General features: G+C 68.8%; 22 protein-coding genes. 8 read left to right on the plus strand and 14 right to left on the minus strand.

The annotated features are described in order from the left end of the window. The first annotated feature begins 160 nt into the window (after positions 1–160). Positions 161–1,204 (plus strand): N-acetyltransferase DgcN, encoded by a 1,044-nt coding sequence (dgcN, locus tag ABD024_RS02145; protein ID WP_343849145.1) that lies wholly within the window; start codon positions 161–163, stop codon positions 1,202–1,204. A gap of 259 nt (positions 1,205–1,463) precedes the next feature. On the opposite strand, the gene ABD024_RS02150 is transcribed toward dgcN, so the two are convergent. Continuing rightward, positions 1,464–3,446 (minus strand): UvrD-helicase domain-containing protein, encoded by a 1,983-nt coding sequence (locus tag ABD024_RS02150; protein ID WP_343849147.1) that lies wholly within the window; start codon positions 3,444–3,446, stop codon positions 1,464–1,466. A 105-nt stretch (positions 3,447–3,551) separates the two neighbouring features. On the opposite strand from ABD024_RS02150, the gene ABD024_RS02155 reads away from it, so the two are divergent. The 3 genes from ABD024_RS02155 to ABD024_RS02165 all read left to right on the plus strand — a co-directional run bounded on the left by ABD024_RS02155 (position 3,552) and on the right by ABD024_RS02165 (position 6,390). After that, positions 3,552–4,883, plus strand: a complete 1,332-nt coding sequence (locus tag ABD024_RS02155; RefSeq protein ID WP_343849149.1) for an NAD(P)/FAD-dependent oxidoreductase — start codon at positions 3,552–3,554, stop codon at positions 4,881–4,883. An 81-nt stretch (positions 4,884–4,964) separates the two neighbouring features. Further along, positions 4,965–5,597, plus strand: a complete 633-nt coding sequence (locus ABD024_RS02160) for a thymidine kinase (protein WP_343849151.1) — start codon at positions 4,965–4,967, stop codon at positions 5,595–5,597. A gap of 22 nt (positions 5,598–5,619) precedes the next feature. Then, positions 5,620–6,390 (plus strand): hypothetical protein, encoded by a 771-nt coding sequence (locus ABD024_RS02165; protein WP_343849152.1) that lies wholly within the window; start codon positions 5,620–5,622, stop codon positions 6,388–6,390. A gap of 9 nt (positions 6,391–6,399) precedes the next feature. Here ABD024_RS02165 and mutM read toward each other — a convergent pair whose 3' ends face one another. From mutM to ABD024_RS02190, 5 genes are read right to left on the minus strand one after another with little or no spacing between them, the layout of a single operon-like run. Further along, the gene (gene mutM / locus ABD024_RS02170; RefSeq protein ID WP_343849154.1) at positions 6,400–7,227 is read right to left on the minus strand and encodes a bifunctional DNA-formamidopyrimidine glycosylase/DNA-(apurinic or apyrimidinic site) lyase; all 828 of its coding nucleotides are present in this window, start codon (positions 7,225–7,227) and stop codon (positions 6,400–6,402) included. A gap of 16 nt (positions 7,228–7,243) precedes the next feature. Beyond that, a complete protein-coding gene (locus ABD024_RS02175; RefSeq protein ID WP_343849156.1) occupies positions 7,244–7,735 on the minus strand; it encodes a hypothetical protein in 492 nt (163 codons plus the stop codon). A 3-nt stretch (positions 7,736–7,738) separates the two neighbouring features. Continuing rightward, positions 7,739–9,094 carry a GldG family protein gene (locus tag ABD024_RS02180; RefSeq protein ID WP_343849158.1) on the minus strand — a complete coding sequence of 452 codons (1,356 nt, stop codon included), beginning with the start codon at positions 9,092–9,094 and terminating at the stop codon, positions 7,739–7,741. After that, positions 9,094–9,864 carry an ABC transporter permease gene (locus ABD024_RS02185; protein WP_343849160.1) on the minus strand — a complete coding sequence of 257 codons (771 nt, stop codon included), beginning with the start codon at positions 9,862–9,864 and terminating at the stop codon, positions 9,094–9,096. Before ABD024_RS02185 ends, ABD024_RS02180 begins: the two co-directional genes overlap by 1 nt. Further along, a complete protein-coding gene (locus ABD024_RS02190; RefSeq protein ID WP_343849162.1) occupies positions 9,861–10,625 on the minus strand; it encodes an ABC transporter ATP-binding protein in 765 nt (254 codons plus the stop codon). The genes ABD024_RS02185 and ABD024_RS02190 overlap by 4 nt, the downstream gene beginning before the upstream one ends. Before the next feature lie 173 nt (positions 10,626–10,798). On the opposite strand from ABD024_RS02190, the gene ABD024_RS02195 reads away from it, so the two are divergent. Further along, complete coding sequence (locus ABD024_RS02195; RefSeq protein ID WP_343849164.1) at positions 10,799–11,992, plus strand: DesA family fatty acid desaturase; 1,194 nt, start codon at positions 10,799–10,801, stop codon at positions 11,990–11,992. Positions 11,993–12,408: 416 nt separating this feature from the next. Here the strand turns inward: ABD024_RS02195 and rpmG are convergent, their stop codons facing one another. Beyond that, on the minus strand, positions 12,409–12,576 hold the full coding sequence (gene rpmG / locus ABD024_RS02200; protein WP_007513765.1) for a 50S ribosomal protein L33: 168 nt from the start codon (positions 12,574–12,576) through the stop codon (positions 12,409–12,411). Between the two features lie 10 nt (positions 12,577–12,586). After that, entirely contained in the window at positions 12,587–12,823 is a 237-nt protein-coding gene (rpmB, locus tag ABD024_RS02205; RefSeq protein WP_056388163.1) for a 50S ribosomal protein L28, read from the minus strand. Between the two features lie 294 nt (positions 12,824–13,117). On the opposite strand from rpmB, the gene secB reads away from it, so the two are divergent. From secB to ABD024_RS02220, 3 genes are all read left to right on the plus strand, one after another. Beyond that, on the plus strand, positions 13,118–13,621 hold the full coding sequence (gene secB, locus ABD024_RS02210) for a protein-export chaperone SecB (protein WP_343849166.1): 504 nt from the start codon (positions 13,118–13,120) through the stop codon (positions 13,619–13,621). 9 nt (positions 13,622–13,630) lie between these two features. Further along, positions 13,631–14,656 carry an NAD(P)H-dependent glycerol-3-phosphate dehydrogenase gene (locus tag ABD024_RS02215; protein WP_343849168.1) on the plus strand — a complete coding sequence of 342 codons (1,026 nt, stop codon included), beginning with the start codon at positions 13,631–13,633 and terminating at the stop codon, positions 14,654–14,656. A gap of 112 nt (positions 14,657–14,768) precedes the next feature. Then, positions 14,769–17,786, plus strand: coding sequence for a DEAD/DEAH box helicase (locus ABD024_RS02220; RefSeq protein WP_343854430.1), 3,018 nt, complete (start codon positions 14,769–14,771; stop codon positions 17,784–17,786). Between the two features lie 62 nt (positions 17,787–17,848). On the opposite strand, the gene ABD024_RS02225 is transcribed toward ABD024_RS02220, so the two are convergent. The 6 genes from ABD024_RS02225 to glk form a co-directional block, all read right to left on the minus strand. After that, on the minus strand, positions 17,849–19,243 hold the full coding sequence (locus ABD024_RS02225; RefSeq protein WP_343849170.1) for a DUF3999 family protein: 1,395 nt from the start codon (positions 19,241–19,243) through the stop codon (positions 17,849–17,851). Beyond that, entirely contained in the window at positions 19,233–21,971 is a 2,739-nt protein-coding gene (locus ABD024_RS02230; protein WP_343849172.1) for a DUF2339 domain-containing protein, read from the minus strand. The genes ABD024_RS02225 and ABD024_RS02230 overlap by 11 nt, the downstream gene beginning before the upstream one ends. Positions 21,972–22,090: 119 nt before the next feature. Further along, complete coding sequence (locus ABD024_RS02235) at positions 22,091–22,408, minus strand: hypothetical protein (protein ID WP_343849174.1); 318 nt, start codon at positions 22,406–22,408, stop codon at positions 22,091–22,093. Between the two features lie 106 nt (positions 22,409–22,514). Continuing rightward, positions 22,515–23,198: an HAD family hydrolase gene (locus tag ABD024_RS02240; RefSeq protein ID WP_343849176.1), complete on the minus strand. Its 684-nt coding sequence runs from the start codon at positions 23,196–23,198 to the stop codon at positions 22,515–22,517. A 22-nt stretch (positions 23,199–23,220) separates the two neighbouring features. Beyond that, positions 23,221–24,459, minus strand: coding sequence for a hypothetical protein (locus ABD024_RS02245; RefSeq protein ID WP_343849178.1), 1,239 nt, complete (start codon positions 24,457–24,459; stop codon positions 23,221–23,223). Positions 24,460–24,516: 57 nt separating this feature from the next. Then, the gene (glk, locus tag ABD024_RS02250; protein WP_343849180.1) at positions 24,517–25,533 is read right to left on the minus strand and encodes a glucokinase; all 1,017 of its coding nucleotides are present in this window, start codon (positions 25,531–25,533) and stop codon (positions 24,517–24,519) included. Positions 25,534–25,628 lie beyond the last annotated feature (95 nt).

Below are 25,628 nucleotides of genomic sequence, written 5' to 3' on the forward strand. Positions count from 1 at the left end.
GGAATGCCGCGCGCTGCCGGCGAGCCATCCGGCAGCGGCGCGGCCGTCCGTCTCCCCGCATTTCGCCTGTCTGTCGCCGGTCGAGGCTCACCGGACCACGCCCCGGCGCAGGCACTCTCATCTGGTCGACGGCACGGCCGCCAAGTGGAGCAAGCCTTTCATGCCAAACCATGGCGATGCCATCCCGCCTGCCAACTGGGGTCCGCCTTACCTGCTGTACCTGGGCAACCCGACCGACGATCTGGCCATCAAGACGGCCAGAGGCGTGGCTTACTGGCGCCCGGAATGGTGTGTCGGCCAGTACCGCCACCGCGACTGCAAGCCGACGCTGGGTCTGCCTGACATCAGCATGGCCGAAGCCAGGGCCAGCGGCGCGAATACCATGATGATCGGCACCGCGAACGCCGGTGGCGTGATGGCGCCGGAGATCGTTGCCGACGCCATCGCGGCGCTGGATGCCGGCCTCAACGTGGTTGCCGGCCTGCACCAGAAGTTGCGTGGAAATCCGGACATTGTGGCGGCCGCGCGGCGCAACGGCCGCGTGCTGTTCGATGCGCGCGATCCTGCGCCGGGCATTCCGGTCGGCAACGGCCGCCCGCGCGCCGGCCGGCGGTTGCTGACGGTGGGCACGGACTGCTCGGTCGGCAAGATGTACACCACGCTCGCGCTGGAGCGCGCCATGCGTCAGCGCGGCTGCGCGGCGGATTTTCGCGCCACCGGCCAGACCGGCATCTTCGTCGCCGGCGCGGGTGTACCGGTCGATGCGGTGGTCGCCGATTTCATCTCGGGCGCCGTCGAATGGATCTCGCCGGCCCGCAGCGACGACGGCTGGGACCTGATCGAGGGCCAGGGCTCGCTGTTCCATCCTTCCTACGCCGGCGTGTCGCTCGGCCTGCTGCATGGCGCCCAGCCCGACGCGCTGGTGTTGTGCCACGAACCGACCCGGCGTCACATGCGCGGTCTGCCCGATTACCCGTTGCCCGAGTTGCAACATTGTCTGGAAGCCAACCTCGCCGCCGCACGCCTGACCAACCCGGCGGTCCAGGCGGTCGGTGTCGCGCTCAACACTTCCGGCATGCCGGCGCCAGAAGCGCTGGCGGCCTGCCAGCGGATCAGTGATCTGCTGCAGCTGCCGTGCCAGGACCCGGTCAGCATGGGTGTCGAAGCCATCGTGGACAACTTGCTCGCATGCTTCGCGAACTGAGCATCACGCGGCGCAGCGTTCCGCCGAGGCACTTTTCCGCGTCGCGCGCGGGTGTCGAATTCTGCAGGACGATTATCCCGGTGGCGTGAGCCTGCAGGGAGGCTTCCTGCTGCCGCCGTCGCCGGCACTCCGGGGCGGGCGAGCACATTTGGCCTGGCACCGCACGGCCGGTTGGGCGCCGCACTCGCCACTGCACTGCCTCGACGATCGCTGCGCAGGTTTGCATGTCGAGGGAACAGACTGCAGCGAGGCGAAAAGCTCAACCGCCCGCCAGCATCGCCTTGATCCGTGCCATGTGCGACTCGGCGGTTTCGCGGGTCACTTCCTTGTCCGCTTCCGGGTCCTTGCCCTGCCAGTGCAGGTCGGCCTGCGGCAGCTCGTGCAGGAAGCGGCTGGGCTGGTTGCTGTGGACGTCGCCGTAGCGCTTGGTCTTCGCCGACCACGACAGCGTCAGCCATTCCTTGGCGCGGGTGATGCCGACGTACATCAGCCGGCGTTCCTCGTCGATGCGCCCTTCGTCGATGGCGCCTTCGTGCGGCAGCGTGCCGTCCTCGCAGCCGACGATGAAGACGAAACGGAACTCCAGGCCCTTGGCCGCGTGCAGGGTCATCATGCGCACCGCGTTGCCCGGCTCGTCGCGGTCGGCGTGGCTGAGCAGGGCCAGCTGCGAGGCGAGGTCGCCGGCCGTGTTGCCGCCCTTCTGCATGGCACGGAACCAGTCGGCCAGTTCCTGCAGGTTGCCCAGCTTGCGCTCGCGCACGCTGGCGTCGGGCGTGCCGGTGGCGATCTGCGCGGCGTAGCCGGTGCGTTTCAGGATCAACTCGACCAGGTCGGCCGCGCTTTCATGCAGCGAGGCGCTGCGCAGTTCGTCCAGCAGGTTCGCAAACGAAGCCAGCGCGGCGGCCGGGCGCGGGGTGAGCTGGCGCAGCACGCCGTCGCTGCGGGTGGCGTCGAGCAGGGACGAGTGGCGCGACTGCGCGATCTGGCCCAGCTTCTCCAACGTGGTCGCGCCGATCTCGCGCTTCGGCACGTTGACCACGCGCAGGAACGCGGCGTCGTCGCTGGGATTGGTCAGCAGGCGCAGATAGCACAGCACGTCCTTCACCTCGGCGCGGTCGAGGAAGCTCAAGGCGCCGGTGAGGTGATAGGGAATGCGCGCCAGGCGCAGCGCCTTCTCCAGCGGCCGCGCCTGGAAGTTGCCGCGGTACAGGATTGCCATGTCGTCCCAGCGCGCCTTGTGTTTCTCGGCCAGCGTGGTGGCGATCGCGGCGATGCGCTCGGCCTCGTGCTCGGCTTCCTTGCATTCCAGCACGCGGATCGGCGCGCCTTCCGGGTGCTCGCTCCACAGCTTCTTTTCGTGGAGGTGCGGGTTGTGCGCGATCAGCGCGTTCGCCGCGCGCAGGATGCGCTTGCCGCAACGGTAGTTCTGCTCCAGCTTGATCACGCGCAGGTTCGGCCAGTCGCGGCCGAGCTGGTCGATGTTCTCCGGATTCGCGCCGCGCCAGGCGTAGATCGACTGGTCGTCGTCGCCCACGCAGGTGATCCCGCCGCGCTCGCCGGTCAGCACTTTGAGCAGGCGGTACTGCGCGTCGTTGGTGTCCTGGTACTCATCCACCAGCAGGTAGCGCAGGCGCTCGCGCCACGCCTCGCGGCACTCCGCGTCGCTTTCCAGGATGCGCAGCGGCAGCCGGATCAGGTCGTCGAAATCCACCGCGTTGAACGCGGCCAGGCGCTGCTGATACATGTCATAGATGGTCGCCGCTTCGAGTTCGCGCGGGCTGCGCGCGGCGGCCAGCGCTTCCTCCGGCGACAGCCCGCCGTTCTTCGCGCGGCTGAGCAGGTTGCGGATGCCGAACAGCACGTCGTTCTTGATCCCTTTCGGCGCCAGCTCCTTGACGATGCCGCCGCTGTCGTCCGCGTCCAGCACCGAGAAGCCGCGGCGCAGGCCGGCGCGGGCATGTTCGATCTGCAGGAATTTCAGCCCCAGCGCGTGGAACGTGCTGACCGTGAGTGCGGCCGCGTCCTCGCTGCTGACCAGCTTCGCCACGCGCTCGCGCATCTCCCGCGCAGCCTTGTTGGTGAAGGTGATCGCGGCGATCTTCGACGGTGCCAGCTTGCGGCGCTGGATCAGGTACGCGATCTTCTGGGTGATCACGCTGGTCTTGCCGGAACCGGCACCAGCGAGCACCAGCAGCGGGCTGTCGCAGTGTTCGACGGCGGCCAGTTGTTGCGGATTGAGCATGGATCGGGAGACAGGACGGGGCGGTGGTCGATGGTAACAGAGCACCACTGGCACCCCGGCCGGCTTCGGCCATAATCGGCCGCACGGCAGTCAGCGGGGAGCGGCATGGCGGAGCAGGAAGTCGAGCAGTGCGACGTGGCGGTGATCGGCGGCGGGCCGGGCGGTAGCACGGCGGCCGCCTTGCTGGCGCGCCGCGGCTACAAGGTGATCGCGCTGGAGAAGGCGCATCACCCGCGCTTCCATATCGGCGAATCGCTGCTGCCGATGAACTTGCCGGTGTTCGAACGGCTCGGCGTGCTGGACAAGGTGCGTGCGCTCGGCGTGTTCAAGCCCGGCGCGGATTTCGAGGCCGACAACGCGCGCGGCTACAACACCTACGCGTTCGCCCGCGCGATCGGGCAGAGCCCGCCGCATGCGTACCAGGTATGGCGGCAGGACTTCGACAAGATGCTGTACGGGCACGCGCGCGAATCCGGCGCCGACGCGCGCGAAGGGCACGAGGTGGTGCACGTCGAGCAACGTGGTCCGCGCGAGAGCTGGCTGGACGTGCGCACCGACGATGGTCGCGACTACGCGATCCAGACACGCTACGTGGTCGACGCCAGCGGCCGTGATGCGCTGCTGGCGTCGAAGCGCAAGCTGCGCCGGCGCAACGACCAGCACCAGAGCGCGGCGATCTTCGGCCACTTCCGCGGCGCCGCCCGGCGCGAGGGCGAGGACGCCGGCAACATCAGCATCTACAGTTTCGCGCATGGCTGGATGTGGATGATCCCGCTGCCGGACGGCGTGATGAGCGTGGGCGCGGTGTGCCGGCCGGATTACCTCAAGCAGCGCAAGGGCCGCACGGTCGAGTTCCTGTTCGATACGCTGAAGCTGAGCCCGGCGCTATGGGCGCGCGTGCAGCACGCCGAACTGATCGACAACGAGGTGCGCGTCACCGGCAACTATTCCTATGACGCAAGCCGCATGGGCGGGCCGGGCTGGGTGCTGGTGGGCGATGCGTTCGCCTTCCTCGATCCGGTGTTTTCCTCCGGTGTGTACCTGGCGATGAGCGGCGCGGAGCAGGCGGCCGCGGTGGTTGATCAGGCCTTGCGCGAGCCGCAACGCGAGCCGGCCCTGCTGCGCAAACTGGAGAAACGCCAGCGCGCCGGCATGGCCCGTTTCTCGTTCTTCATCTACCGCTTCAACGGCCCGGTGATGCAGCAGATGTTCCGCCAGCCGCGCAACACCTGGCAGCTGGAGCAGGGCGTGATCTCGATGCTCGCCGGCGACCTGTTCGACACGCCGCAGGTGCTGTGGCGGCTCAAGCTGTTCAAGCTGGTCTACGCGATCTGCTTCCTGCGCGACTGGCGCCGCAGCCGCGCCGAACACCGCTACCGCCTGGCCCAGGCGCGCGCGCGGTTCACCGGGGGCAACACGCCGCTGGACGAGGCTTGATCGAGATCCCCCTGCGAATGCAGGGGAAGAGTCAGCCGGCTGTCGCGCTACCATGTGTGGTCGTCACCCGAACGCACGCCCATGGCCAAACTCTATTTCTATTACTCGGCGATGAACGCCGGCAAGACCACCACGCTGCTGCAGAGCGCGTACAACTACCACGAGCGCGGCATGCGCACGCTGGTCCTCACGCCGGCGCTGGACAACCGCTTCGGCGACGGCGTGGTGGCCTCGCGCATCGGCCTGAAGGCGAACGCGCGGCGCTTCGCCGGCGACGAGGACCTGTTCGCCCTGGTCCAGGCCGACATCGCGTCGCGCGGGCCGCTGCATTGCGTGTTCGTCGACGAGGCGCAGTTCCTCAGCAAGGCGCAGGTGTGGCAGCTCAGCGACGTGGTCGACAAGCTCGGCATCCCGGTGCTGGCGTTCGGCCTGCGCACCGATTTCCGCGGCGAACTGTTCGAGGGCAGCCGCTATCTGCTGGCCTGGGCCGATGAGCTGCAGGAGATCAAGACGATCTGCCACACCGGGCGCAAGGCGACCATGGTGGTGCGCGTGGATGAGCACGGCCGCGCCGTCACCGACGGCCCGCAGGTTGAGATCGGCGGCAACGAACGCTATGTCTCGGTGAGCCGCGCGGAGTTCAAGAAGATCAGCGCGGGCAACGGTCGCATCGAGCTGCAGCAGACCGTGCTGCCGCTGGGCGAGCGCGAATGAACCGACCCATCAAGGAATCTGCATGAGCGAAGCCATCACCCCCGTCAGCTGGCCGCGACCGTACTGGCAGCCTGGCGAAGAAGAGGCCGTGCTGCAGTTCTACGTGTTCGGCAAGTTCGAGCCGGAGCTGCTGATCCCGTCGCCGCGCTACGGCAGCCCGGGCCTGCCCGCGGGCGTCGAGATCCAGCGCTTCCAGAACGCCGTGCTGCGCCAGTGGGAGGGCTATCCGCTGAATGGCGCGTTGGGCGGCCTCATCAGGGAAGACACGCCGGAAGCGTACGAGCAGGCGCGCATCGCGCCGGAAGTGCTGGTGGTGCGCGGCGTGCTCAAGGACGGGGCCAGCCTCGACTACCTGCGTGACACGCTCGGCGTGCTGGCCGGCATGCTCGACGTGGGCGGCACGGCCGTGCTCGATCCGCAGGTCCTCACCTTGTTCGACGCGGCGCACTGGCGCCGCCACTACCTGGTCAAGGGCGGCGCGCCGCCGCGGCATCACGTGCTGATCCTGCGCAGCGGCGAGGAAGCCGCCGACCGCTCGTGGATCCACACCCGCGGCATGCGCAAGTTCGGCCGTCCGGACCTCAGCCTGCGCCACGTGCCCGATCGCGACCTCGATCGCGCCGGCGTGCTGTGCGAGAAGCTGGTGGAACTGCTGTCGCTGGGCGCGCAATTCAGCGCCGGCCAGCAACTCGAGGTCGACGGCCTTCCCGACGGCCTGGTGGCGCAACCGGGCGGCAGTCTCGACGACCCCGAGTTCAACAACACCCACGTCGAGTTTCTTTGGCCGGAGTGACGCGCCGGTTCAGCGCTGGCAGTGTGGGCACCAGAACGTCGAGCGCTGCCCCAGCGTGACCTGCCGGATCGGCGTGTCGCAGACGCGGCACGGCTCGCCCGTGCGGCCGTAGACCGTCAGTTCGCGGAAGAAGTAGCCGGGTGCGCCGTCGGGGTTGAGGAAGTCACGCAAGGTGGTGCCGCCGCGTTCGATCGCCCAGGCCAGCAGGCGTTTCACTTCGGCGGCCAGTCGCGCGTAGCGCGCCCGCGAAACGCTGCCGGCGGCGCGGCGCGGGTCGATGCCGGCGTAGAACAGCGCCTCGCTGGCGTAGATGTTGCCCACGCCGACGACGATCGCGTTGTCCATCAGGAACAGCTTCACCGCCGCCGTACGGCCGCGCGAGAGGTGCCACAGCAGGTCGCCGTCGAACGCGTCGGTCAGCGGCTCCGGGCCCAGCTTCGCCAGCAGCTCGTGCGTCTCGCCCAGTGGCTGCCACAGCAGGCAGCCGAAGCGGCGCGGGTCGGTGAAGCGCAGGATGCGCGGCGCCTGCGCCAGCGTGCGTTCCAGCGCGATGTCGACGTGGTCGTGCTTGCCCACCGGCGCGTCCGGCGGCAGCACGCGCAGCACGCCGGACATGCCCAGGTGCAGCAGTGCGCTGCCGATCCCGGTGCGCAGCAGCAGGTACTTCGCGCGACGCTCCACCGCGTCGATGCGCTGGCCGGGCAGCAGCTCGCTGATCTCCGGCGGAATCGGCCAGCGCAGGTCGGGCCGGCGCAGGATCACCCCGGTGACGCGGCGGCCGACCAGGTACGGCGCGATGCCGCGGCGGGTGGTTTCGACTTCGGGCAGTTCAGGCAAGTGGTTGTCCTGCGGCTCAGTGCAGCTCGGTGGTCGCCGTCGCCGGCGAGCGCGGCACGTAGCGCGACGATACCAGCGCGACGCGTTGACCCACGCGCACGTAATGCTGCGGCCCGGTGACCGAGCTTTCGCCGAATTCCAGCACCTGCCCATCCAGTACCAGCACGGCCCGCGGCGGCGCCAGTCCAATCTTCGCCGGCTCGAAATCGCTGGCCGGGCGCCAGCTCAGCACGTGCGCCGCGGCGGCATCGGCCAGGTCGCTGAGCCGCGCGTCGATGGCGCGCGCCGGCGTGCCATCGGTACGCCACCAGTGGCCGTCGCGCTTTTCGTAGTGCAGGGTCGGCGCGCCGGGCAAGGTCAGCGCGATGCGGCTGATGCCGGCCGGGTCGAGCGCGGTGAGGTTGCCGGTCGCGTTGCGCGCGTCACGCTGCCATTGCCAGCCGGCCAGCAGCGACAAGGCCAATACGGCGAGCAGCAGGGACAGGCGTTGGCGGGCGTTGCGCTTCATCGCTCAGCGGCGCCGCCGGCGCCACACGATCAGGCCGCCGATCAACAGCAGCAGCAGCGGCAGTGCGACCAGGAAGCCGAAGCTCAGCGCGTTCAGTTCGGTTTGCGAAATGTCCAGCAGCCGGTCCGGTGCGCCGCGCGGCGGCAGCTCGACCAGCTTGTCGTCGCCGAGCAGCCAGTCGAACACGCGCTCGCCCAGCGCGCGGTTGCCACCGTTGCCGAGGAAGGTGTTGGAGAGGAAATCGCCGTCGCCGATCACCACCGCGCGCTGCTCGCTCTTGTCCGGGCTGGGCGACAGCCGGCTCAGCGCTAGGCCGAAGTCCAACGGCCCCTTCAGTTCGCCGGCGTCGGCGTCGAAGCGGATGTCCGAGGACCTGTTGTTGTCGATCGGCTGGAACTCGGTCCAGCTCTGCGCGCCGGAGCGCAGGAACGGCGCGACTGCCCAGTCGCCTTGCGTCACCTTGGCCAGTGCGGAGGCTTGCGGGAACAGCGTGGTCAGGGTGAAGCCGCGGGTGATCGCCTGCGGCGGGTAGTCGCCCAGCGCGATCAGGCGCGGGTCGTGCAGGCCCAGCGCGCTGCCGGAGCCGTCGACCAGCACGCCGGGCAGCACGCGCACGCCGAGCGCGGCAGCCAGCGGCTTGAGGCCGAGGTCGTCGTTTGCCGGCTCGGTCAGCCACAGCAGGTTGCCGCCGTTCCGCACATGGGCGACCAGCGCCTGCACTGCGCCGGGCGGCAGCGCCAGGCTGGGGCTGGCCAGCACCACCAGGTCGGTGTGCTCGGGCACCGCCGTCACTTGCGCGAAGTTCAGCGGCACCGCGCGCATGCCGCGCGCTTCCAGTTGTGCCATGAAGGTGCCGAGGTCGGCGTTCGCCTGGCCGTCCGCGCGGCGCTCGCCGTCGCCGGTGACGAAGGCCACGATGCGGTCGCTGCCGCGTAGCAGCCGTTCCAGCGCATTGGTAAGGCTGCGTTCGGACAACTCGTCCAGCCGCTGCTCGCGATCCTTGTAGTGCAGGATCAGCGCGCCGTCGACGGTGATGCCCAGCTCGCGCATCTTCGCCGGGTCCAGTTGCGGATCGACGAAGCGCAGGCTGAGGTCGGGCTTCACTGCTTGATAGCGCTGCAGGAAACCGGCCACGGTCTGGCGCAGGTCACCCTGCGGGTTCGCGTAGCTGACGATTTCCACCGAGCCGTCGAACCTGGCCAGCACCGCGCGGCTTTCCGCCGACAGGCTGGTGCGGCCATTCGCGGTCCAGTCGGCCTGGTGTGCGTAGCGCGTGCTGAGGTAGCCGACCGCTGCGGCCGCCAGTATCAGCAGCAGCGCGAACAGCCAGCCGTCCAGACGTCTGAACAAATGGCGCATCAGCCACGCTCCCTGTCGGCGTTGAGTCGGCGCGTAGCCAGTGCCAGCGCCAGTGCGATCAGCAGCGCGAACCACACGATGTCGGTACTCGAGACCAGGCCGCGCAGCAGCGGCTGCAGGTGCGTGCTCATCGCCAGCCAGTTGATCGCGCCGCCGTTGATGCCGGCCATCTGCGCGCCCAGGTTCACGTTCCACAGCGCCAGCGCGATCACCAGCGCGGCGGCGGCGGCGAGCGCCGGGTGCGAGGCGAAGCTCGAACAGGCCACGCCGATCGCGGCCAGCGTGGCCAGCATCAGTGCCAGGCCCAGTGTGGCGGCGGCCAGCTTGCCCCCATCGACATGGGTGGCGTGCATCAGCACCAGCGGCATCGCCAGGGTCAGCAGCAACCACAGCAGCAACCAGCCGAGCAGCGCCAGGTACTTGCCCAGCACGATGCGCGAGGCCGGCACGCCAGCGGCGAACAGCAGCGGCAGGGTGCCGTTGCGGCGTTCGCCGGCGATCACCGACATGCACAGCAGCGGTACCACCAGGAACGCCAGCTGGGCCAGCTGGCCCAGCAGCGGCACGCCGACCAGGTCGGTGAAACCGGGGCCGTCCGGCAACGCGGCGCGCTGGATCTGCCCGGCCAGGAAATTGCCCAGCAGCAGGGTGAAGTTCCACGCCAGCCAAGCCAGGGTCAGCGCCGCCAGCACCCAGGCCAGCGGGCGCACCAGCAGACGGCGCCATTCCAGTCGTGTCACGGCGACGGTGTGCATGAAAGCGCGGCTCATGCGGCGCGCGCCGGTTCGGTGCTGCCGTTCATCGCGATCCCGAAAAAGGTTTTCTCCAGCGCGGCATGGTCGTCGGCGCGCACCGCGCCGTCGTGACGCAGCGTGCCTTCATGCAGGATCGCTACGCGATCGCATACCGCCGTGACCTCGGCGAGCAGGTGGGTGGACAGGATCACCGCGGTGCCGCTGGCGGCCTGTTCGCGGATCAACTGGCGCAGCGCGGCGACCTGCACCGGGTCGAGCGCATTGGCCGGCTCGTCCAGCACCAGCAGGGCCGGGCGATGCAGCAGCGCGCAGGCCAGGCCCAGCCGCTGGCGCTGGCCTTGCGACAGCACGCCGGCCAGGCGGCAGGCCAGCGGCTGCAGTTCCAACTGCTCGACGATGGCGGTGCGTGCCGTGCGCAACGCGGCGCCGTGCAGTCCACGCAGGCGACCATGCGCGTCGAGATGCTCGTTGACGGTGAGTTCGGCCCATACCGGCGCGCGCTCCGGCAGCCAGCCGATCTGCGTGCGGGCCAGCTCCGGGTGCTCCAGGAAATCCTCGCCGTTCAGCTCGATGCCGCCGCTGTCGGGACGCAGCGCGCCGGCGATCATCGACAAGGTGGTCGACTTGCCGGCGCCGTTCACGCCCAGCAGGCCCATCACCTGACCGCTTTGCAGGCTCAGGCTCAGATCCTGTACCGCGGCGCGACCGGCGCGACGGCGGCTGACACAGTCCAGCTGCAGGATGGTTCTGGGTGACGCGGGGGTGGTCGAGGTCATTGCGTGATTGTCACGGCGCCCCCATGGTTAAACAACTGGTTGGTGTCACGTCCGCGAATAACGTCAGCTTGACCTCCTGCTCTTGACGGACTGCTATTATTCGTGGTCACACCATGCTGGCGGGTACGGAAACCCCTGATTTACACTGACTTGTCCCTTATCCGGTGCCTTCCATGCTCGATGCAGTACTCAATTTTCTGAACGACGGTCTCACCGGCGCAAGCTGGGGACAAATCGTCGTCTACATGCTGGTCGTGACCCAGCTCACCATCTTCACCGTGACGCTGTACCTGCATCGCAGCCAGACCCATCGCGGCGTGGATTTCCACCCGGTGCTGGCGCACTTCTTCCGTTTCTGGGGCTGGCTGACCACCGGCATGGTCACTCGCGAGTGGGTGGCGGTGCATCGCAAGCACCACGCCAAGGTCGAGACCGAGGAAGATCCGCACAGCCCGATGATCTACGGCATCAAGAAGGTGTTCTGGGATGGCGTCTCGCTGTACCGCGACGCCTGCGAGTCGAAGCAGGACATGGAGCAGTACGGTCGCGGCACGCCGGACGACTGGGTCGAGCACAAGGTCTATGGCGCACATCCGTACTGGGGGCCGACCCTGATGCTGTTCATCAGCATCGCGCTGTTCGGCGTGATCGGGGCGGCGCTGTGGGCGGTGCAGATGATCTGGATCCCGTTCTGGGCCGCCGGTTTCGTCAACGGCATCGGCCACTGGGCCGGCTATCGCAACTTCGAGAGTGCGGACACCGCGCGCAACCTGATCCCGTGGGGCTTCTGGATCGGCGGTGAGGAGCTGCACAACAATCATCACGCGTTCCCCAGCTCGGCCAAGTTCGCGCTGCGCAAGTGGGAATTCGACATCGGCTGGGCGGCGATCTGCATGTTTCGTGCGGTCGGCCTGGCCAAGGTGCTGCGCGTGGCGCCGTCGCTGGACGTGCGCCCGAACGTGCGTCTGCCCGATGCCGAGACGCTGAAAGCCGTGCTCACCCACCGCTTCCAGGCGATGACCGACTACTACCGCGGCGTGATCATCCCGACCCTGGCCGACGAGGCACAGCATGCCGGCGAAAGTCTCAAGTCGATGCCGCGGCGCATCCGTCTGGCCATGGCCGACGGTGGCCGCTGGCTGGACAGCGAAGGTCGCGAGCGCATGCAGGCGGTGCTGGCCAAGCGCCCGACCCTGAAGACCGTGTGCGATTTCCGCAACCGCCTTGCCGCCTTGATGGAGCAGCGTGGTGCCGAGCAGGCGCTGAAGGGTCTGCAGCAGTGGATCCATGAGGCCGAGCAGAGCGGTATCCGCTCGTTGCAGGAATTCGCGCAGCGGCTCAAGGGCTACAGCGTCGCGACTGCCTGACCGTCGCGGCGAAAGCACATGCACCAGCAAAACCCGCCCGATGGCGGGTTTTGTTTTTGAGAGACTTCGACGGCTGCGGAAGCGGATGGGCCTGCGCGTAGTGCTGATCGGCGCCAGCGGCGTATTCGGTTCGCGCATTGCCCGCCAGCTGGCCGGCGATCCGCGTTTTCGCCTGACGCTCGTTGCCCATCGCCGAGCAGGTCGGGGAACAGGGCGGTGGAGGTCATGGCATCGATGATGCGGGGGGTGCAGGTCGGGCAAGTATTCGAGTCAAAGAAAACCCGCCTCGTGGGCGGGTTCTCTTTGAGACTTCATCGCTGTTGCGGATGCAGCAGCAAGAGCAAGAGCGATCCCTGCCTTCGCAGGGATGACGTTCTGACAGAGCCACTCGCGCAAAGCGCGAGTGGGTCAGAACGTCACTTGATCTTGCCTTCCTTGTAGATCACGTGCTTGCGCACGACCGGATCGTACTTCTTGAACTCGAACTTTTCCGGCGTGTTCTTCTTGTTCTTCTGCGTGGTGTAGAAGTGGCCGGTGCCGGCCGAGGAGATCATGCGGATCTTGTCTTGTGATTTGTTAGCCATGGCTCAATCCTCAGACCTTGTCGCCGCGGGCACGCATCTCGGCAATCACGGCCTCGATGCCATTTTTGTCGATCGTGCGCAGGGCGTTGTTGGAAACGCGCAGCTTGATCCAGCGATTCTCGCTGGGAACCCAGAAACGACGCTCATGCAGGTTCGGCAACCAGCGGCGACGGGTACGGTTGTTGGCGTGCGAGACGTTGTTGCCGCTCTGCACACCCTTACCGGTGACTTGACATACACGGGCCATGACTTGCTCCGTAATTCTTGGTTGACACCCGTTGGCCAGGGTGAGATCGGCCCAGCGGCGCCATGCGCCACGCGATGCTGGAGTTGTCGCAACGCGTGATCGTGAGGTCCGTACCGCGTGGCGGACCGCCCGGAAGCACCGGGTCGACAGAGGCGAGCCGCGCATTCTCGCAGAAAAACAAGGCTATGCGCAATCTTCCCGGGTTCCGCGGCTGTCTTTCGGCGTGCGCGCCGCGGGGATGTATGGAACAATCGGTCTCTTTTATACACACGACTCAGACTCGAGGAACTCCCGATGGCGCAAGAGATCACCAACGACCAGGCCAACGGCCAAGCCAGTCAGCCGCAGCTGATGATGCAGAAGATCTATGTGAAGGACGTGTCCTTCGAGGCGCCGAATGCGCCGCAGATCTTCCAGGAGCTCGACGAGAAGGACCAGCCGCAGGTGCAGCTGAACCTGGGCCAGAAGGCGACCGATCTCGGCAACAACCTGTACGAAGTGGTGCTCAGCCTCACCCTGACCTGCACGATCGGCCAGCGCACCGCCTACCTGGCGGAAGTGGAGCAGGCCGGCCTGTTCGGCATCGCCGGTTTCAACGAAATGGACCACGCCGGCATCATCGGCAGCTATTGTCCAAACCTGCTGTTCCCGTATGCGCGCCAGGTGATTTCTTCGCTGGTGCTGGAAGGCGGTTTCCCGCCGTTCCTGCTGCAGCCGATCAACTTCGATGCGTTGTTCGCCGAACAGCAGCGCCGCGCGATGGGCGGCGACGACGTCCCGGCCCAGCTGAACAGCTGAGCCGCGTTCATGGCTGAAAACCCGAAGCTGACCGTTCTCGGGGCCGGCTCCTGGGGCACGGCACTGGCGGCGCTGACCGCGCGCAACGGCGTGCCGACCACGCTGTGGGGGCGCGACCGCGAAGCGCTGGCGGCGCTGGCGGCGAGCCGTCGCAACCAGCGCTACCTGCCCGACATCGAACTGCCCGCGGAGCTGGCTTGCGAAAGCGACCTGGCCCGCGCCGTGCACGGCGCCGACATCGTGCTGATCGTGGTGCCCAGTCATGCGTTCGCGGCGATGCTGGCCGAGCTGGCGCCGCTGCTCGACGCGGGTACCGCGATCGCCTGGGCGACCAAGGGCTTCGAGCCAGGCACCGGCCGCTTCCTGCACGAACTGGTGGCCGAACGGCTGCCCGGTCGTCCCGCGGCAGTGGTCACCGGCCCGTCGTTCGCCAGGGAGGTCGCCGCCGGCCTGCCCAGCGCGGTCACCGTACACTCGGACGACGCGGCATTCGCGCAGCAGCTGGCCACGCTGCTGCACGCGCCGAACCTGCGCGCGTATTCCGGCGGCGACGTGCTCGGCGCCGAACTCGGTGGCGCGATGAAGAACGTGCTGGCGGTCGCCACCGGCATCGCCGACGGCATGCAGCTGGGCCTGAACGCCCGCGCCGGCCTGATCACCCGCGGCATGAACGAGATGCTGCGCCTGGGCGTGGCGCTGGGCGCGCGGCCGGAAACGCTGATCGGCCTGTCCGGCCTCGGCGACCTGGTGCTCACCTGCACCGGCGATCTCTCGCGCAACCGTCGGCTTGGCCTCGCGCTGGGCCAGGGTGTGGCGATCGACGAGGCGGTGCGCCGGATCGGCCAGGTGGTGGAAAGCATCCTCACCGCCGATGAGGTGGCACGGCTGGCCGACAAGCATGGCTTGGACCTGCCGATCAGCGCCGGCGTGCGCGCCGTGCTGCACGGCGAGGTCACCCCCGCGGAAGGGCTCAAGGCACTGATGGCGCGCGAGCAGCGGCCGGAATACCCGCAAGGCCTGTTCGGTACCGCCTGAGCCATTCGTTGCGCCGCCGGGTCGTTGCGGCCCGGCGGCGCTTTCGACGGTCGCATCCTGCCCCTGCGCTGCTAAGCTCAATGTTTTGGTCGCCGCAACGGACCGCATGCGCATGCAGCAACCGGACGAAAAGCAGCAAGCCGCCACCGCGCCCTCCGGCGAGGATGAAGCCCTGCCGCAGGCATGGCGGCGGCTGCTGGCTGCGCCGAAGCCGGTCGTGGCCGACGACCACGGCGTGCTCGGTTTCTTTCTGGAAGTGATGCCGGAAGAAGGCGCTGCGTTCGCCCGGCTGGATGTGGCGCCGGTATTGCTGGCGGTGGCCGAGCATGGCCGCTACGCGCGGCCGGTGCCGCTGGACAGCCGGCATCTGGCGCAGTCGCCGCTGCAGCCGCACGAACAGCGCTTGGCCGCGACCATGCTGGGATTGCCGCAGAGCGTGCGCAAGGGCCGCAGCTATGCGCGTCTCGGTGGCCACGTCGGCGATACCCTGTTGGCCGAGATCCTGGACACCGCGCCGTGCTTCCTCGGTGGCCTGGCCGGCCTGCGGCTGTCGCGCGGCAAGTCGCACCAGCTCAACTGGCACTGGCAGATGGAGCCGGACGGCAGCCAGCGCCTGCTGCCGGTGCTGCCGAACAACCAGCGCCTGCTGCGCATCGACGGGCTGTGGTATCTCGATGCCGAGCGCGCCACCGTGGGCCGTTTCGACGCCGCGACCGAGGAAACCCGCTGGCTGGAACTGCCGCCGCTGAAACACGAACACGGCCGCCGCCTGCGCAACCGCCTGGCCGGCAGCCGGCTGGCCACGCGGGTGCCGTTACCGATGGTGTTCGGCGAGGTGCGCCGCTCGGAACTGGCGCCGAAGCCGGTGCTGACCCTGCACGCGCTGACCCGACACGCCCGGCTGGCCGCCGGCACGCCGCCGCTCGGCTACGCCCGGCTGGCCTTCGACTACGCCGGCGAACGCCTGCCCGGCCGTGGCGGCGAGCCGCTGGTGCGCCGCGTGCGCAACGGCCAGCTGGTCGAGATCATCCGCCGCCGCGCCGAGGAACTCAGCGCGATGGAGCAGCTCGAACGCGCCGGACTCACCCCCGGCGTGGATACCGAAGGCCTGCCGTGGGACGTGGCTGAAACCCTGCCCGACGATGCCTGGCTGTTCCCGGGCACCGGCTACGCCGGTGCGCTGGAGGTCAACACGCCGGCGCGCTGGCTGGCGTTGCGGCCCAAGCTCGAGGTGGAAAATTTCCAGGTCGAGTACGCGCCGAGCTTCCCGTTCGAAGTGCTGGAAGGCCCGGTGCGCTGGTACGGCCAGGCGGTGGAGGACTCCGACGATCACGCCTTCGATCTGGAAATCGGCATCGAGCTGGATGGCCAGCGGCACAACCTGCTGCCCGCCGTGGCGCAGGCGCTGGCCGAGCATCAGTTGAACCTCAGCCCGGCGCCGAACGAGCCGGAAGACGCAGTGTGGTACGCGCCGGTCGACGCGCGCCGGCGCGTGCCGGTGCGGTTGAAGGAACTGCGCGGGCTGCTGGCGCCGCTGGCCGAGTATCTGGAGAAGCCCCGCCAGAAGCTGCATCTGCCGCGGGTACAGGCCGGCCGTCTGGAGGAGTTGGTTGCGGCCATGCCCGGCGGCAGCAGGTTGGAAGCGGCCGAGCCGCTGCTCGGTTTTGCCGCACGCCTGCGCGATGCCGCCGCGCGCGCCAGCGATGCCGTGCCCGACGGACTCACGGTGGAACTGCGGCCGTACCAGCGCGAGGGTCTGCGCTGGTTGAACGCGCTGGCCGAAGCCGGTGTCGGCGGCGTGCTCGCCGACGACATGGGCCTGGGCAAGACGCTGCAACTGATCACTCACCTGATGTCGCTGAAACAGGGTGGCGCGCTGACCCAGCCGGCGCTGATCGTGGTGCCGACCAGCCTGATTCCGAACTGGCAGTCCGAGATCGCGCGCTTCGCGCCGATGCTGCACGTACTGACCCTGCACGGGCCGCAGCGCGCCGAGGAATTCGCCCAGCTCGGCGCGCAGGACATCGTGCTGACCAGCTACGCGCTGCTGCCGCGCGACGTGGTCGCGCTGCGCAAGCAGCCGTTCGCGCTGATCGTGCTGGACGAGGCGCAGCAGGTGAAGAACCCGCGCACGCAGGCACGCCGTGCGCTGCTCAGCCTGCGCACGCCGCGCTACGTCTGCCTCACCGGCACGCCGCTGGAAAACCACTTGGGTGAACTGTGGTCGCAGATCGACCTGGCGGTGCCCGGCCTGCTCGGCGACGAGGGCGCGTTCCGCCGCTACTACCGCGTGCCGATCGAGAAACAGCACGACGAGGAATGCCAGCAGCGGCTGAACCTGCGCCTGGCGCCGTTCATCCTGCGCCGGACCAAGGCGCAGGTGGCGAAGGAATTGCCGCCGAAGACCGAGATCACCCGTCGGGTGGTGCTGGAAGGCCGTCAACGCGAACTCTACGAAGGCCTGCGCCTATCGCTGACCGAGGAGCTGCGCGAAGTGATCGCCGAGCGCGGCATCGCGCATTCCGGCATCGTGGTGCTGGACGCCTTGCTGAAATTGCGCCAAGTCTGCTGCGACCCGCGGCTGGTGAAACTCGAAGCCGCGCGCGGCGTGCACGAGTCGGCCAAGTTCGAGTTGCTGATGGACATGCTGCCGGCGTTGCTCGACGAGGGGCGCAAGGTGCTGCTGTTCTCGCAGTTCACCGGCATGCTGAAACTGATCGCGGCCGAGCTGGATCGCCGGCGCATCCGCTATGTCACCCTGACCGGCGACACGCGCGACCGCGCCGAGCCGGTGCAGCGTTTCCAGAACGGCGAGGTGCCGCTGTTCCTGCTCTCGCTGAAAGCCGGCGGCGTGGGCCTGAACCTCACCGCGGCCGACACCGTGATTCACTACGACCCGTGGTGGAACCCCGCCGCCGAGGCGCAGGCTTCCGACCGCGCGCACCGCATCGGCCAGGACAAGCCGGTGTTCGTGTTCCGCCTGATCACCTCGGGCACGGTGGAAGAGCGCATCGAGGAGCTGAAGGAGCGCAAGGCCGAACTGGCCGCCGCCGTGCTCGAAGGCGGCGGCAGCCGCGAGAAGCTCAGCTTCGATCAGGTCGATCTCGACTCGCTGCTGGCGCCGGCCTGATTTCCCCGGGCTGATTCATGGCGGAGGGATCGCGCGCGGATGCGCGCCGTCGCGGTCGGTGATCAGTGCGTATCGTCCTCGCGCCGTGACTGTCGCAGCAAGCTCCAGGCCATGCCGGCCACAGCCAGCGCGCCGCCGATCAACACCAGCCACAGCAGCAGGCGGGTCCAGTCGAACGGTGTCTTTGGCGCGAGCAGGGCCGCCGCACCACCGGCGTCGCTGACCACGCCCAGCGTGGCCAGCGGCGGTTGCCAGTCGGCGCCGGCATCGCGCGGACGCAGTCGCTCCAGCGCGGCCTCCAGTGGATAGTCGCCGCGCCGTGCGGCATGGCTGCCGACGAGCAGGCTGTACGGGCCGCTGCCTTCGGCCAGGAACACGAACACATCCGGTCGCCATGCCACCTGCAGCGACGGCGGCTGCGACAACGGCGTGTCGGTGTGCAGGCGCAGATGCTGCACACGCGTCGTCGCGAATGCGGTGGCCGGGTCTTCACCCGCGCCGGTGCCGATGCGCACCGCGGTGATCGTGGCCAGCATCCGCCCGTTGCCCTCGTCGTGGTCGCGCAGGCTGAATTGCGCCACCGTGTTGTCGCCGCCGAGCACGACCCGCACCGCCTCCACCGGCAAGGCCGCGGGCAGGGCGTAGTCGTAATCGACGCCGCTGCTGGTGACGGGCGCCACCGGCGCGGCCGCCAAGGTCAGCCAGTGGCGTGTGGCCATGCGTTCGGCGAGCGGGTCGGCATAGCTGCCGCGAAGTTCCACCTGCGGCGTCTGCGCGCTGTCCCATGGCGCGACATCGTGCTGGCGAAGGCTCAGCCGGTAGTAGCGCGCCGGGGTGTCGCCGCGCAGCGCGATCGTGTGCTGTTCCACCGCGTCGCCGCCGCGTTTCACGCTGACGGTTTCGGTGTCCTGACTGCGCTCGCTCCATGCCTGCAGATCGTTGCTGGCCTGTACCGAGAGATGGAAGCGCGAGTCGACCGGCAGGGCGGCCGGGTCGATCTCGATGCGATCCAGGCTCACCCGGCGCTGGGCGTCGACCAGCCATTGGCCTGGCCGGGTCGGTGCCGCTGGCATGTCCGGCTGCTCGATCACGATGTCGCCGTTGCTGTTGCGTTGCACGCGCACGCCGGTGCCGTTATCTGCACTGCCGGGCGGCAGCGGCAGCAGGGTTGCGCGCAGCGCAAACGGATGCGACCGCGGCGGCGCGACGGGCAGGGGTGCAAACGGCACCTCCTGCCCCTGCGCGTTGACCACCACCAGGTCGCGCAGATTGGCTGTGGGCGTGGACGCGGCGTACACCGCCGGCGTCAGCTCGATCCGCCAGGCCGCGCTGCTGCCCGCGGTATCCAGCGTGTAGCGATAGGCGTAGTCGGTTGGCGTGCCGGCGCCGGCGGTGAGCGGCAGCAGCAGGCACAGCAGCCATGCGCGCCGCTTCGGCAACAAGGCATCAAGGCGCATCGGCGGCCTCCCCGGTCGACATCAATGGCCGGCGCGGTGGCGCCGGTGCCAGATAGCCGATGACCGTGCACAGCAGGCCGTAGGCAATGAACGAGGCAATCCCGAACAGGTTGCCCAGATGACTGCGATCGACCAGCAGCAACTTGGCCAGCACCACGCCCATGGTCACCGCGCCGGCCAGCCAGACCAGCCGCTGGCCGCGCCGCGAACCCCATACCCAGGCCAGCAGGCCGAACACGCTCCAGACCACGGTGAGCGACATCTGCGCCAGGCTCGAATCGAACAGGGCATCGTTCCACGGCACGTGACCGAGCTGGTGCACGGCGCGCAACGTGGCACTGGTGACCACGGCCATGCCGAGAACGCCCAGCACCATCGGCCGGCCCCGGCGCAGTGCTGCCGCCATCGTGCCGTCGCCCAGCCAGCGGGCGACCAGCAAGGTGATGAGGATCAGCAGCAACTCCAGTGGATTGAGCAGCGGCAGGTACGTCATCGGCGCGCTGTCACCGGCCATGAACAACCCGGCCAGCCAGTACAGGCCCAGCAGGAACAGCACCGAGCCGAGCAAGGGCGGGCGCAGCTTCGGCAGCAGTTCGAGCAGCGGTGGCGCGAGCCAGTGCGGCCGGGCCAACGCCAGCACCGCCAGCGCGCATAGCGGCAGCAGGACCAGCAGCAGCATCCAGGCGCCAGATATCCCCGGTGTGCCCTGCAGCAGCACCTTGATCGTGGCGCTGGCTACCAGGGTCCAGCGCCACAGCCAGCCGAGCTGGGTCAGCATGGCCGGCCGCGGCCAGCCGCGCAGGCACTGCAGCGTGCGCCAGCCCAGCGCTGCCGCGGCCAGGGTCGCCAGCAGGTTCCAGCCCCACAACGGTGGCTGCCCATCCAGCAGCTGCCGCAGCACCAGCGGCAGGATCGCGGCGAGCAGGAGCGGCGCCGTCCACGCCACCACGGTACCCAGCTCGAAGCGCGGTCGTCGCCGTGCCGCTTCGGCGGCGGCCCAACCGGTAAGCGCGAGCAGGCCCATCGCCGCCGCGGCTTCGCCCGACGTGCCGACGTGGCGGTCGATTTCGCTCCAGCTGGCGCCGAGCCACCAGCACAGTCCCCACCCGTACAGCAGCACCGCGGTCCAGCGCTGCAGCATCGCGTCCGTGCCCAGCCGCGCGTAGAACGACGCGCTGGCGAACGCCGCGGCCACCAGGATCAGGGCGCCGATGAAGTCACGATCGAGCCACGCCGTGGCGAGCATCGGCGCGCTGTCGCTGCGTCCGATCACCAACGCCAGCGCCGCTGCCAGTTGCAAGGCCACGCCGCTCCAGCGCGCCAGCCGGCGCTGCTGGCGCAAGCCGAGCCAGATCAGGCCGGCGCCTTCCAGCGCAAAGACGCTGCCGGTCAGGCTGGCGCTCAGTGCCAGCGGCACCGCCAGGGTGGCGAACGCGATCGCCAGCACGGCCCAGGCATCACGCAGGATCCCGAAGTTGTTGCGCCCGCGAATGCTCCACGCCACCGCCACGTAAATGACTGCCGCCGCCAGCGCGGAAAACGCCAGCGGCTGGCCACGCCATTGCAGCAGGGCCGCCTGCAGCAACAGGCTGATCAGCGGATTGCCGAACAGCAGGCAACCGTCGACCAGCTTGCGTTGATCCGGCGCGGCGCGGTGCAGGTACAGCAGCGGGATCGCCAGGTAGAACAGGAAATTCAGGATCAGAAACGGTTCGGTGCTGGCGAACAGTTCGGGCCGGTACTGCAGCACGCCCCAGGCGCTGCCGATGCCGAACGTGGCCACGAAACCGAGCAGGTTGAGCACCCGCCACGAACGCTTCCACGCGATGCCGAGAATGGCCAAGTTGAGCACGGCGTAATAACTGAACAGCGCGACGTGGCTGCCATGGCCGGTCGAGGTGAGGATCGGTGCGAGGAAACCGGCGAGCAGGCCGAGCACCGCCAGCGCGAGCGCTTCCTGCAACACCGCCAGCAAGCCGACGCCGGCCACCAGCACCACCAGCAGCACGAACGCCGCCGCTGGCGGCAGCAACGCGTACAGGCGGAACGCGGCAAACACGGTGATCAGCAACACGCCGATCGCGCCGCCCTGCAGCGACAGCGCAAACACCCGCCGCTCCTCACGCTGACGCCAGCCCACCAGCAGCGCGATGATCGCCGCCAGCGCCACCAGGCTCAGGCGCAGGCCGATCGGCACGCGCAGCATCCCGGCGTCCGAGGCGTATTTCAACAAGGCCGCCACGCCGGCGAACAACACCAGCATGCCGATCTTCACCGGCACGTTGCCCTCGGTGAACCAGCTCTTGATACGCGCTATCGCCACCGTCGCCAAGTCCGGCTGCGCGGGTTTGTCCGGACGCGCTGGCGTGGCGGCGCGTGGCCGCGGTGCGGCGCTGGGGATGGGCTGCGTCAGTGGTGGCGGTACGGCTGGCGCCGGCGCGTCGGAATACGCGGCGTCGTAGCGGGTTTCCTGCAGCGTCGCTACCGGCGCGGTGGCCGGTGGTGGTTCGGAAGGCCGCGCCGGCGTCGCGACGCGTTGCGCCAGCACCCGATCGAGCCGCACGCGGGTCTTGTCCAGTTCGCTGCGCAGATTTTTCTGGCGCGCCCAGAGCAGGCCCAGCAGCACGCCGGTCAGCATGCCGTACAGGTGGCTGCCGGAACCCGAGCCGTCGATCATGCCGACGACCATGAACAACACCAGTCCCGCCAGTGCCCAACCGATGTACATGAGCTCCCCCCGAGCCACGCCGCCTCACATCGGGGCCGGCCCGAACAGTCTGGCATGGAACGTCAATCGGTCGGTAGGCGGGGCGCCCGCCGCAGGTGGGCGATTATTTTCACGGGCGCTCAGGTCGACGGCGGCAGGCGCGTGCGCAGCAGCGCGTCCACCGACTGCTGCCATTCCGGCGAACCGGGTTTCGACTGCGGCGCTTCCTGGCCCAGCTTGTTCTGCACCGCGCGGTTCCATGCGTCCGAGCCATGGTCCGGGCCGTGGCCGTCGTCGCTGATGCTCAACGATCGGTCGACCCACGCATACCATTCGGGGGAGCCGAGCGCGGCGTTTGCCGGCGCGGACTGGCTGGCGCCGGATTGCGGCGGTGCCGGCGAGGGCGAGCACGCGGCGAGCAGCAGGGCGAGCGGCAGGCTGGCGACGAGGCGGCGCATGGATGGCTCCGTGGATGGTTGATCGGGAGCCTACTGCGCGCGCGTGCACGGGTGATTAATTTTTCATGATGCGTGGCGACGCGGTTCAGCGGGGCCGGCCGGTGGCTCAGTCGCGCGCCGCTATCTCGTCGATATGCCGCAGCAGGTCGGCCGGATCGTCGTACACGCGGAACGCGCCGGACTGTTGCAGCTCGGCGCGGCCGTAGCCACCGCAAAGCAGGCCCACGCCGAGCGCGCGCGCACGCTGCGCGGCGAGCATGTCCCACACGCTGTCGCCGATCACCAATGACTGCTGGATGTCCACGCCCAGCCGTGCGGCGGCGGCGAGGAACAGGTCCGGGTCGGGCTTGGCGTGGCGCACCTGATCGCGCGTCACCACGGGCACCTTCGACGGGTCGACGCCGAGCGCCTCCAGGTTGTGCGCGGCGGTTTCCATTCGCCCGCTGGTGGCGATCGCCCACGGGATCTTCTGCTCGTCGAGAAAGGCCAGCAACTCGCGTGCACCGGGCAGCGGCCGCACCGAGCCCTGCGTGTGCTGCCGGTTGAACGCTTCGGCATGCCATTGGCGCAGGCGGTCGAGGCGGTCCGCGGTGATTTCCAGCCCGGTTTCGCGCAGCAGGATGTTGGTGAACAGCCCGCCGCTCATGCCGATCTTGCGATGGATGCGCCACACCGACAATTCCACGCCTTCGCGATCCAGCGCTTCTTTCCACGCCAGAACGTGCTGGTAGACGCTGTCGATCAGGGTGCCGTCGAGGTCGAACAGGAAGGCGGTGTCGTGGCGGGGCATGGGCTTCTCCGTGGAGGCTGCGTCAACGCAGCAGATCGATCTTGCGCAGGCCACGCCGGATCGCGTCGAGATTACCGCCGGGCGGCCAGCCGACGACGCTGTCGACGACGGTGCCGTGGTCGAGGAAGTAGAACACCGGGGTCTCGAAGCGCTCGACCATCGGCAGCGCGGCGTTGTCGTAGGCGATGCCAAGCCGCAGTGCGGGATGTGCCTCGTTCCATTCGCGCACGGCATCGAAGGCGGTGACCTCGCTGGGCGGCGCCACCCATTGCCCGTACTCGCGGAACAGGTCGCGCAGCAGCGGATCGGCCTCGATGTCGCGCGCGGCGTTCGCGGAGAAATGGCAGCCGGTCGAGGCCAGCACGATCACCTGCGCCGGCGCGCGGACGTTGAAGCGGAAACGCACCAGCTCGCGTTTGCGCGCGCCCGGTGTAGCGATCCACAGGCTGGGCTGGCCGTTGCGGATGCGGCCGAACGAGCGCATCGACGGCGGCGGGCTGCGTTCGATCGCGGGATGGACGGCGAGCAGCGCGCGGGCCTCGTCGCGGTGGTGGGCGGCGAGCAGCGCATCGTAGAGGTCGCTGGCGTGCGGGCGACTGGCGCGATGACGGCGCTCCAGTTCGGCAAAGTCGCGGCGCATGTCGATGAGGTAGTCCGGCTGGCTGGTGGTGTTGAACACCAGCGTCGCCGCGCGGAACAGGAACTCCGCGTCGCGGTCGCCGAGCGCATGTCGTCGTGCGTCGGTTTGTGCAGGCGCGAATTCGGCAGCGTAGCTGCGCGAGATGGCTTGTCCCTGTGCGTCACCCTCGGTGTGTTCGGCAGCGGCCAGCAGGCGATCGTAGGCGGCTTCCAGCGTACCGGCCGCGTCGTTGCCGGTGGCCGGGCGCGGCGTGGTGAGCGCATCCAGGTCGACGGCGTAGTCTTGCGCACCGAACAGGCGCAGCAAGGTATACGCCTGCTTGCGGGTGAGTTCGTAGCGCAGGTCGCCGAGGTTCATGCCGCCCAGGCCGTGCTCGCGGTACACCAGGCTGTCGAGAAAGCGGCGCCGGGCGCCGGGCGTGAGCCAGTTCAGCGGCGAATTTGCCGGCGGCGTGTCGCGCAGGTAGGCATCCAGCTCCGCGCGCGAGGTGATCGGCTTGGTCGGACTGGCCAGCGCTACGTTGCGGGTGACGCCGTCATCTGGCGATGGCGCCGCCAGTGCGGCGAACGGCGGCGCCATCGCCAGCAGGAACAGCAGGCGGCCAATGGTGGTGTACGGCATACGCGTTCCTCGCCTTCCATCGAAAGGATCCGCGCGGGCCCGTTGCGTCGCAGCGGGTTAGCGCGATGGCAACAACGACCGCCCCGACTCCACGACCGCCAGTGCCGCCGCCCCCAGCAGGCCCGGCTCGGGATTCATGATCGCCTGGGTTGGCACCTTTTCCATGATGTCGCGGAAGCGGCCCTTGGCTTCGAAGCGTTCGCGGAAACGGCCGCGTTCCAGCCACGGCAGCAGGATCGGGATCAGGCCACCGGTGAGGTAGACGCCGTTCCAGGCGCCGAGCGTGAGCACGAGGTCGCCGGCGACGCTGCCGAAGATGCCGGCGAAGGTTTCCACCGTGCGGATGCACAGCGGGCAACTGTCGTCCTTGGCGCGGGCGGTGATGTCTTCGGGCTTGAGGCTCTCAGGTTGGGCGCCAACCATGTGGCAGATCGCGTCGTACAGGTTCACCAGGCCCTGGCCGCAGATCAGCCGTTCGTTGGAGACGCGGCCGTACTTGTGGTTGAGGTAGTCGAGGATGGCGATGTCTTCCGGCGTGTGCGCGGCGAAGCCGGCGTGGCCGCCTTCGGTCTGCAGCACGCTGCAGTGGCCACCGCGCACGAGCAGGCCGCCGACGCCCAGGCCGGTGCCCGGCCCGACAATGGCAAAGGTCTGCTCGGCCTCGGCGCCGATGACCGGCCGTGCCGGCTTGCCCACGGTGACCAGGTCGTCGCCCTGCAGCAGGGTCACCGCCATGCTCTGCGCCGCGAAGTCGTTGACCAGGTGCACGTATTCCAGGCCGAGCGCAGTGGCCGTCTGGTGCGCCGAGATCGCCCACGGATTGTTGGTGACCTTGACCGTCTCGCCATCGACGATGCGCCCGGCGGCAGCCACGATGGCGCGGCGCACTTCCAGGCCGGTGTCGGCGAGATACTGCTTCGCGGTGACGACCAGCGAGTCGTGCTCGGCCACGCGGTAGCGCCGGATGCTGTCGTCGAGCAACGGTTTGTCGCGTGCAGGATCGGCCACCCCGAAACGGACGTTGGTGCCACCGAGATCGACAAGCAAGGTGGGGGCGCTGCTGGACTGGCTCATGTAACTTCCTGACGACGTGAAGCGCCAAGCCTGCCGACGTAACGGCGGTTAGTCCAGTGTTTTGCCGGCCTTACGGCGTAAAATCCCCCGGATAC

Origin of the sequence: Rhodanobacter soli (assembly GCF_039523495.1) — a bacterium.
In the GTDB taxonomy this organism is placed as follows: Bacteria; Pseudomonadota; Gammaproteobacteria; order Xanthomonadales; family Rhodanobacteraceae; genus Rhodanobacter; species Rhodanobacter soli.

Coding starts and splice junctions, on each gene's coding strand:
- ABD024_RS02180 (WP_343849158.1), bottom strand. CDS start 9,094: ATGCGCCATTTGTTCAGACGTCTGGACGGCTGGCTGTTCGCGCTGCTG.
- ABD024_RS02155 (WP_343849149.1), top strand. CDS start 3,552: ATGGCGGAGCAGGAAGTCGAGCAGTGCGACGTGGCGGTGATCGGCGGC.
- dgcN (WP_343849145.1), top strand. CDS start 161: ATGCCAAACCATGGCGATGCCATCCCGCCTGCCAACTGGGGTCCGCCT.
- rpmG (WP_007513765.1), bottom strand. CDS start 12,576: ATGGCTAACAAATCACAAGACAAGATCCGCATGATCTCCTCGGCCGGC.
- ABD024_RS02235 (WP_343849174.1), bottom strand. CDS start 22,408: ATGCGCCGCCTCGTCGCCAGCCTGCCGCTCGCCCTGCTGCTCGCCGCG.
- ABD024_RS02195 (WP_343849164.1), top strand. CDS start 10,799: ATGCTCGATGCAGTACTCAATTTTCTGAACGACGGTCTCACCGGCGCA.
- ABD024_RS02185 (WP_343849160.1), bottom strand. CDS start 9,864: ATGAGCCGCGCTTTCATGCACACCGTCGCCGTGACACGACTGGAATGG.
- secB (WP_343849166.1), top strand. CDS start 13,118: ATGGCGCAAGAGATCACCAACGACCAGGCCAACGGCCAAGCCAGTCAG.
- ABD024_RS02245 (WP_343849178.1), bottom strand. CDS start 24,459: ATGCCGTACACCACCATTGGCCGCCTGCTGTTCCTGCTGGCGATGGCG.
- ABD024_RS02175 (WP_343849156.1), bottom strand. CDS start 7,735: ATGAAGCGCAACGCCCGCCAACGCCTGTCCCTGCTGCTCGCCGTATTG.
- ABD024_RS02150 (WP_343849147.1), bottom strand. CDS start 3,446: ATGCTCAATCCGCAACAACTGGCCGCCGTCGAACACTGCGACAGCCCG.
- ABD024_RS02190 (WP_343849162.1), bottom strand. CDS start 10,625: ATGACCTCGACCACCCCCGCGTCACCCAGAACCATCCTGCAGCTGGAC.
- ABD024_RS02240 (WP_343849176.1), bottom strand. CDS start 23,198: ATGCCCCGCCACGACACCGCCTTCCTGTTCGACCTCGACGGCACCCTG.
- ABD024_RS02230 (WP_343849172.1), bottom strand. CDS start 21,971: ATGTACATCGGTTGGGCACTGGCGGGACTGGTGTTGTTCATGGTCGTC.
- ABD024_RS02220 (WP_343854430.1), top strand. CDS start 14,769: ATGCAGCAACCGGACGAAAAGCAGCAAGCCGCCACCGCGCCCTCCGGC.
- rpmB (WP_056388163.1), bottom strand. CDS start 12,823: ATGGCCCGTGTATGTCAAGTCACCGGTAAGGGTGTGCAGAGCGGCAAC.
- ABD024_RS02215 (WP_343849168.1), top strand. CDS start 13,631: ATGGCTGAAAACCCGAAGCTGACCGTTCTCGGGGCCGGCTCCTGGGGC.
- ABD024_RS02225 (WP_343849170.1), bottom strand. CDS start 19,243: ATGCGCCTTGATGCCTTGTTGCCGAAGCGGCGCGCATGGCTGCTGTGC.
- ABD024_RS02165 (WP_343849152.1), top strand. CDS start 5,620: ATGAGCGAAGCCATCACCCCCGTCAGCTGGCCGCGACCGTACTGGCAG.
- ABD024_RS02160 (WP_343849151.1), top strand. CDS start 4,965: ATGGCCAAACTCTATTTCTATTACTCGGCGATGAACGCCGGCAAGACC.
- glk (WP_343849180.1), bottom strand. CDS start 25,533: ATGAGCCAGTCCAGCAGCGCCCCCACCTTGCTTGTCGATCTCGGTGGC.